Raw genomic sequence first — 7,906 nt, 5'->3', positions numbered from 1 at the left:
GAACGAAACCCCTTACTATCTGTTGTCAAGGTTCAGTTTTTAGCTTGGTTATCGCTTTTTCCATTGTAGCTTAAAGCCGTCCTAAAAGGACGGGGTTTTAACCCAAATTTTCGATAAATTTAGAGATAGAAGCCAGATTGAGGGTGTGTTAGTCAAAATTAACACACCATTAATTTTATTTTTAAGTCAGAACTGTCCCAATTATGGGATAGATGTCTTAATTTCTTGCATAATCATCAACCTAAAAAGATTTAATTGTGTTCAAAGATTCGGTAACGTGAGCTTTAAAATCTAACATAGAATCAAAAATATGTCTGACGATTCCCTCTTGATCAATGATATAGGTAACTCGTCCGGGGAGGACGAATAAGGTAGAGGGAACACCGAATAATTTCCGGACTCGGTTATCGCTATCACTTAAAAGGGTGAAGGGAAGATTATATTTTTGGGCAAATTGTTGATGAGATTGGGGACTATCGGCACTAATACCAATAACTTCCGCACCCGCATCGGTAAACACTTCGTAACTATCGCGGAAAGCGCAGGATTCTGCGGTACAACCCGGAGTGTCATCTTTGGGATAGAAATAAATTACCAGGGATTTTTTACCGATTAAATCGCTGACATTAACCGTTGTCCCTGTTTGGGAAGGGAGAGAAAAATTGGGAACTCGATCGCCTACTTTTATAGCTGCCATAAGATTAATTAATGAATAGATAATCGTGGATAGGGTGATACTTTAACATTCTAACCTTTTTTGGTCTTTTGTTTAGCCCGTTTAGCGGCAGCTTTGACCGCTTTTTCTGCTTCAATGCGTTTTTGTTCGGCTTTTTGTTTTTCTTCGTCTAGTTTTTCTAGATAATAGTGATAATCTCCTGCGTAGGCAATTAATTCGCCCTCCCGAATCTCGACAATTTTGTTAGCTACCTGGGAGATAAAATAACGATCATGGGAAACAATTAAAACCGTGCCTTCATAAACTTTTAAAGCCGATTCTAACATTTCCTTGGCGGGAATATCGAGGTGATTAGTCGGTTCATCGAGAATTAATAAGTTAGCGGGAGCAAGTAACATTTTGGCTAAGGCAAGACGCGCTTTTTCGCCACCACTCAAAGATTCTACTTTTTTTAATACCGTTTCCCCGCTGAATAAAAATCGCCCTAAAAGACTGCGAACTTCCACATCTTTCCAATCGGGAACTTCATCATGAATGGTATTTAAAACAGTTTTAGTTAGGTCTAAAGCTTCCGCTTGGTTCTGCTCAAAATAACTAGGAATAACGTTATGTTTACCGATTTCGATCGAGCCTTCTGTGGGGGGTTCTAACCCAACAATTAAACGTAAAAGCGTGGATTTTCCTGCACCATTTGGGCCTAAAAAAGCCACTCGATCGCCCCTTTCTATTTCCAGATTTGCTCCGAAAAAGAGAATTTTATCATCGTAAATGTGAACAAGATTTTTAATAGTTACCACTTCCCGACCACTACGCACTGCTGGAGGAAACTGGAATTTTAAGGTACGCACATCGGCGATTGGTGCTTCAATTTTTTCTACCTTTTCTAATTGTTTTTCCCGGCTTTTTGCTTGGGTACTGCGGGTGGCACTGGCACGGAACCGATCCACGAAAGCTTGCTGTTTTTCTAGTTCTTTTTGCTGACGTTCGTAGGCACTTAACTGAGCAGATTGTTGTTCGTATTTTTGCTGTAGGTAGGCAGAATAATTACCTAAATAAGTGGTAGAAACTCCCCTTTCCGTTTCGACAATTTTGGTACAGAGACGATCAAGAAATTCCCGGTCGTGGGAAACTATGACCATGGGAGTAGTTAAATCCTTGAGGAATTTTTCTAACCATTCAATGGTTTCTAAGTCTAAATGGTTAGTCGGTTCATCGAGGAGTAAAATATCGGGAGTTTGCAGGAGAATTTTGCCTAAACTCATCCGCATTTGCCAACCACCACTAAAGGAACTTACCAAGCGATCGCCGTCATCAATAGTAAAGCCCATTTCTGGTAAAATTTTCTCGATGCGCGCTTCTAATCCGTAACCATCTAACGCTTCAAATTGTCTTTGTAAGCGATCCAATTGATGAATTAAGCGATCTAATTCTTCGGGATCAGCTTTTTCCATGCGCTGGGGAATTTCTATTAGTTGATGGTGGACTTGATTCGCTTCTTGAAACACCGTCCAAAATTCCTCCCGTACCGTCCGACGGGGATCCACTTCAAATTCTTGGGTAAGATAGCCGATATGGAGACTGGTAGGACGGATGATCTCCCCGGCGGTGGGTTCCACTTCCCCCATAATAATTTTCAGCTGGGTGGATTTTCCGGCCCCATTGACTCCCACCAAACCGATGCGATCGCCAGTTTTTACTTCCCAAGTGACATCTTTTAACACTTCTCCCGTCGGGTAAATCTTACTAATTCTCTCTAGTCGTAGCATCGCTGATTTTTCTCCAGTCCTAGGCAGTTGAGGCAGTCCGCCTCTATTGTAACATTTAGTTAAGCTTTATCTGGTCTTTGTCAAGTTTTCTCGATTGAGCCACCTGACACTATTTTTTATCTGAAAGAGATAATAATGCTTAATCCCTACCCCATAAAAAAAGAAACGGCTAGTTTAATCACCAGAGATGGAATTAGTTTAGCTGCCGATATTTATCGTCCCGATAGTAGGGAATCTTTGCCCATTTTACTAATGCGACAACCCTACGGAAAAACGATCGCTTCTACGGTGGTTTATGCCCATCCTAGCTGGTATGCACGTCAGGGTTATATTGTGGTAATTCAGGATGTCCGGGGACGGGGAAACTCGACGGGAAATTTTAATTTATTTGCCCATGAAATTAGCGACGGATTAGAAACTATTGAATGGGTTTTAACTATTCCTAATAATACGGGTGTGGTGGGAATGTATGGTTTTTCCTATCAGGGAATGACCCAATTATACGCCGCTACTAATGGTCATGCTGCTTTAAAAACTATTTGCCCAGGGATGATCGCTCACGATTTATATCGAGATTGGGGCTATGAAAATGAAGCATTTAATTTCCAATATAATCTCGCTTGGGCAATACAATTAGCAGCGGAAACAGCTAGATTAAAAGGAGACGAAACTGCCTATCAAAAACTCTGGGTAGCTTCCCGAAATTTACCCCTTTTTGATCCTATTGCTGCCTCTCCCCAAATTCTGCAAGATTTAGCTGCTGATTCTTTTTATCACGATTGGATTACTCGTTATCTTCCCGATGACTATTGGCAAAATTTATCCCCGCAAAACCTTTTAAAAAATATCGATTTACCGATGTTACATATCGGGGGTTGGTTCGATCCTCATCTCCGGGGAACTTTGGGTTTATACCAAGAAATGCAAGCGCGTTCTATCTATCCCCAACAGCTAATTATTGGTGCTTGGACTCATCTACCCTGGGGTAGAAAAGTAGGAGAGATAGATTATGGTCAAGAGGCAATTAGTCCCGTGGATAAAATGCAGCTGCAATGGTTTGATTATTTCTTAAAAGGTCAGGAAACGGAGTTATTAAAAAATCCTCCTATGTATCTATTTCAAATGGGGTCTAATCAATGGCGATATCTGGAGAAGTTTCCCAGAGAAAATCAGCAAATTTATTATCTTGCTAGTCAAGGTTTAGCCAATCTGCGCGAGGATGAGGGGAAATTAAGCGCGATTTTGTTAGAACCTGCGATCGAGGATACCATCGTTCACGATCCTTGGCGACCGGTCCCATCTTTAGGAGGTCATAGCGCCCTACCGGGGGGAATATTCGACCGCACCATGCTAGACTGTCGCAGTGATGTGATTACCTACACTTCTCCCCCCCTAGAGAAAGATTTAACGATTTTGGGTAGTCCCCGTCTGGATTGTTATTGTCAAGCAGATGCGGTTAGTTTCGATATCTGTGCGGTGGTTTCTCAAGTTACCCCCGATGGTCGAGTTTTTAATATCACTCAGGGTTATAAACGGGTAAATAATCCCGAATCGCCCCTAAATATTGCTATGCAGGCCACTTTTATCACTATTCCTCAAGGTCATAGCTTGCGTTTAAGTCTGAGTGCCTCTTGCTTTCCCGCACATCCCGTCAATGCGGGGACCGGCAGCTATCCCCACCAGAGTCGAGCGATCGATTTTTCTACTATCACAATTAAGGTTTTTTGTCAAGGAAATTTTCCCGCAAAATTGCTATTACCTTTAGTCGGGGAAAGCTAAACCGCTGCGGGGATCGCGAATGTATAAACCTAACACCAGCGAGGAGATAACCGTATCCCAGACGGGGGTGAATTTTTCCGCATCATCGACCCAATAATCCATAGTAATTAAACATTGAACCCCGGAACCAATGCCCACGGCAATGCGCGAATAAGCTGGCCGATTTTCTTGGGGGTCGATGAATTGAATTTGCACCCAAACAATGCGTACGGTTTGGCGTTTTTCTTGGATAACTTCGCCGATTTCGTGAGGATTGCGGCTATCTTCACGAGCTAATTTTTTGACCATTCCTTTCAGGGGTAATTCTTTCCAATCTCCGGGGGGAAGTAGATTATAGGAAACCTCTAAACGACAATCATCATCGGGGGGTTTTCTATCTAAAAAACGAAAGGAATTATCATCGGGTTCAAAATGCCAATTTTGCGGAACTTCAAAGCGAACTGCACCGCGACCAGCTACAAAAATACTGTTACCCGGACTAGATTTCCAGTTATGATCTGGATTTAAATCGAGGGTTTCTTTGATCCATTGCAGATTGTGTTTTTTGGATTTAGCCATAGGTATAATCCTGCGATAATAATCGGACTATAGCTGTCATTATACAGGCTTTTTCCTAAGAATTAACCAAAGCTTCTGTCTTCACCCTTAAGATAACTGCTGTATAATTTTTAGAAATCCCACAGCACGGGATTATCATCCAAGAAATCAGTTACCTGTTTACCAATATTATCAATTAATTTTAGGTCTTCCGGGGTTAAATTAATTGTCATTGCTTGAGCGTTATTAACTGCTTGAGCAGCATTTCTTACCCCAGCAATTGCATTAGTTTGGGGTTGCTTAATTAACCAAGCAAGAGATAATTGAGCTAGGGAACAATTATAGCGGTCAGCAATCGGTTCTAATTGATTTAAAGCCGCTTGTACCCTCGGAAAGTTTTCGCCATGAAAGAGTTTATTTTTAATTCTATGGTCTTCCGCTGCCAACTGATAACCGGTTCTAAATTTTCCTGTTAATAAACCTTGGGCAAGGGGAGAATAGGCCAGAATAGAAATATTATTCTCTATACAATAGGGCATAATTTCCTTTTCTACCGAGCGCCAAAACAGAGAATAGGGAGGTTGAATACTCTCAATTCTGCCGTATTGACTAGCTTCTTCCAGTTGAGAGCGGGAGAAATTGGAAACCCCTATAGCTCGAATTTTTCCCTGTGCTTTCAGATAATTAAGAGCGGCCATAGTTTCAGAAATAGGCACTATTTCCGTGTTCCATGAGCCACTAGGCCAATGAATTTGATAAAGATCGATATAATCAGTTTGGAGGTTTTTTAAAGAGCGATGGCAAGCTGCGATAACTTGCTCATATTTGAGGTGATTAGCAAAAACTTTTGTGGCATAAATTACCTGTTCTCGCACATCGGCTAAAGCTTGAGCGACAATCAATTCTGAGTGACCTTCCCCGTAGATTTCGGCTGTATCTACAGTGGTAATTCCTGCCTCAAAAGCGGCACGAATTGCTTTAATACTTTCCTCATCTTCAATACCTGCCCACATCTTTTTTCCTGCTTGCCAAGTACCCACGAGAAGGGGAGTAATTTCTATATTAGTCTGACCGAGATAGCGTTTTTGCATAACAGTTTTTTGATAGGTTAAGTATGCTTAGGGTTTCAGTCGGGTTTAGGGCTGAAAATCCCAGCTGAAGAGGACTAAGGTGACAAGGATAAAAACTTTTACCGGTAGGGGTGTAAAGAACAAACTTAACAAGCCACAAAAAAGACCTAATAAGCGGGTACTGAGGCTAATTATTTCGCCTTGAACATTATAGCTGATCGACAGGGCGATTAGGGCTAGAGTAAGGAGAAAAATCATAGTTTTCTTTCCTGAGTCTATTGAGCAGAAAAGCCGTGACTGCTCACGACTTTTTGCCGTTTCTATATCTATTATTAGCTCGATTACTTAGCTAATGACATCGGGGTAAGGTAAACTTTTTTAACGGAAAAGATTAAAAAATCCGTTGAAGAGGCCTGTCAGACCAGTAAAGGGACTTAAAACCGTGCCGAGGGTGTCGGTAGCAGAGGCCAGACCGCTACGATGAACCACAACCACATCATTATTGCGGAGAATCGGGTTAGTTTTCTCGTTGATACCCTGGGAAAAATCGATGTTAATTGAGGTTTTGGTGACAGTCCCGTTAGGATTGAGACGAATTAATTCCACTGTGGACTGATTGGCCCGACGCTTATCAAAGTCTCCTGCGGTTAAAATTGCCTGATTGAGAGGGGTATTGGGAGGAACTTCAATTGTCCCCGGTTTGGCCACTTCCCCGACCACTTTCACGTTAATGGTTTTAGGGGCAAAACTGGCCGATGCTAGGGTTTCCGATTCTTTGGCCGAGATTTCAGTAGCAGTGGGGATAATCACCGTATCCCCTTCTTGAAGAAAGATATCGCCGGTCATATCACCTTTATCGAGCAAACTCCAGAGATCTACGGGGATTTTCTGCTGGGAACCGTCACGAGTATAACGCAGCACTTGTACCTGTCGGATATCAGCGAGAGGTTTGATGCCTCCCGCTTGTTGGATAGCTTGGGTTAGTCGGGCCGGTTTCCTGGTGCCGCCGCGATCTTGGTCATTATTGTTGTTATTGTTATTGTTGGGAGTGGGGACAATGCGATGGGACCCCGGACGATAAACTTCTCCCACCACAGTAACATTAATTTCTCGATCGCTATCTAGTCCAAAATTGGCATCGGCTAATTGATTGACTTCCCCGACGCTAAGGGTTGTTTTGGTGGGAATAACGATGCTATCACCATCTCTGAGGCTAATATCTTGGGTTTTATCGCCTTTTTGGATTAATTGCCAGAGATTCGCTTGAATTAGCTGTTCTTGTCCCTTGAGGTTGCGTCGGATTTGAACTTGACCAATATCGGCCACCGTAGTCACTCCCCCCGCTTGCCGGATTATTTCGGTCAATAGGGGCGTTTTTTGGCTTTGTTCGGGGTTAATTGTGTAAGTACCCGGACGATTAACTTCCCCCGCGATGGCGATTTGCAGAGGTCGCGGGGTGAGAATGCTAACAGTAACCACGGGACGTTTGAGATAGGTGCTGTAACGTTTAGCGAGGGTTTGGCCGGCTTCGGTGACGGTCATTCCTTCCACTTTGACGCTACCAATTAGAGGTAAAGTCAGGGTTCCATCGGCTAAAACGAGGAAATCGCCGCTTAAATCCGCGACTTGGTAGAGGGTGACGCGCACTTTATCCCCTTCTCCTAGGGTGTACTCTTTGCTTTCTGCGGGGATAGGAGCAATCGCTTCTTTAGCGGGTGCAGGACTACTCGCAGGAGTGGCTTGGACTGGGCGGGCTTCTAAGGAAGTTAGGGGGGCAATAGTGCCGATAATTAATAGATAACGTAGTGATTTACTGATTAAATCCTGTAATTGGCTGCTATTTAACATGATCAATAGGATTAATTTTATCGTTGACATTGGCGATCAGTGTAACACAAATAGTCGATCGCCTAGGGAAAACCCCTGTAATATCGCATCTATCGAGAGTTACCGCTAACTTTGACATACTCCCACCGTCAAGCTACGCTGTGACGGGGGATTCTTGACCCATCGCTGTTAGAAATTCCTTGTTCAACGAGACAGCTTAGATTCTCAATGTCTCCATTAAGAATCCAGAG

The 7,906-nt window shown here is 42.9% G+C and carries 6 protein-coding genes and 1 pseudogene; 1 reads left to right on the top strand and 6 read right to left on the bottom strand.

Annotation, left to right across the window (positions count from 1 at the left end):
- Window positions 1-241 precede the first annotated feature (241 nt).
- Both EWV84_RS15870 and EWV84_RS15865 read right to left on the bottom strand, forming a co-directional pair.
- Entirely contained in the window at window positions 242-697 is a 456-nt protein-coding gene (locus tag EWV84_RS15870; RefSeq protein WP_287078779.1) for a peroxiredoxin, read from the bottom strand.
- A 50-nt stretch (window positions 698-747) separates the two neighbouring features.
- Window positions 748-2,442: an ABC-F family ATP-binding cassette domain-containing protein gene (locus EWV84_RS15865; RefSeq protein ID WP_287078778.1), complete on the bottom strand. Its 1,695-nt coding sequence runs from the start codon at window positions 2,440-2,442 to the stop codon at window positions 748-750.
- A gap of 135 nt (window positions 2,443-2,577) precedes the next feature.
- On the opposite strand from EWV84_RS15865, the gene EWV84_RS15860 reads away from it, so the two are divergent.
- Window positions 2,578-4,221, top strand: coding sequence for a CocE/NonD family hydrolase (locus tag EWV84_RS15860; RefSeq protein ID WP_287078777.1), 1,644 nt, complete (start codon window positions 2,578-2,580; stop codon window positions 4,219-4,221).
- On the opposite strand, the gene EWV84_RS15855 is transcribed toward EWV84_RS15860, so the two are convergent.
- From EWV84_RS15855 to EWV84_RS15840, 4 genes and pseudogenes are all read right to left on the bottom strand, one after another.
- Entirely contained in the window at window positions 4,204-4,779 is a 576-nt protein-coding gene (locus EWV84_RS15855) for an Alr1449 family protein (protein ID WP_287078776.1), read from the bottom strand. The genes EWV84_RS15860 and EWV84_RS15855 overlap by 18 nt on opposite strands.
- A 110-nt stretch (window positions 4,780-4,889) precedes the next feature.
- Complete coding sequence (locus EWV84_RS15850) at window positions 4,890-5,849, bottom strand: aldo/keto reductase (RefSeq protein WP_287078775.1); 960 nt, start codon at window positions 5,847-5,849, stop codon at window positions 4,890-4,892.
- 357 nt (window positions 5,850-6,206) lie between these two features.
- The gene (locus tag EWV84_RS15845) at window positions 6,207-7,706 is read right to left on the bottom strand and encodes an SLBB domain-containing protein (RefSeq protein ID WP_287078774.1); all 1,500 of its coding nucleotides are present in this window, start codon (window positions 7,704-7,706) and stop codon (window positions 6,207-6,209) included.
- Between the two features lie 98 nt (window positions 7,707-7,804).
- A pseudogene (locus EWV84_RS15840) lies at window positions 7,805-7,906 on the bottom strand (zinc ribbon domain-containing protein); the annotation flags it as partial.

This window comes from Microcystis sp. M_QC_C_20170808_M3Col (assembly GCF_007095505.1).
GTDB lineage: Bacteria > Cyanobacteriota > Cyanobacteriia > Cyanobacteriales > Microcystaceae > Microcystis.
The sequence above is the reverse complement of the archived record's forward strand: the minus strand, read 5'-3'. Positions and strand labels throughout refer to the sequence as shown.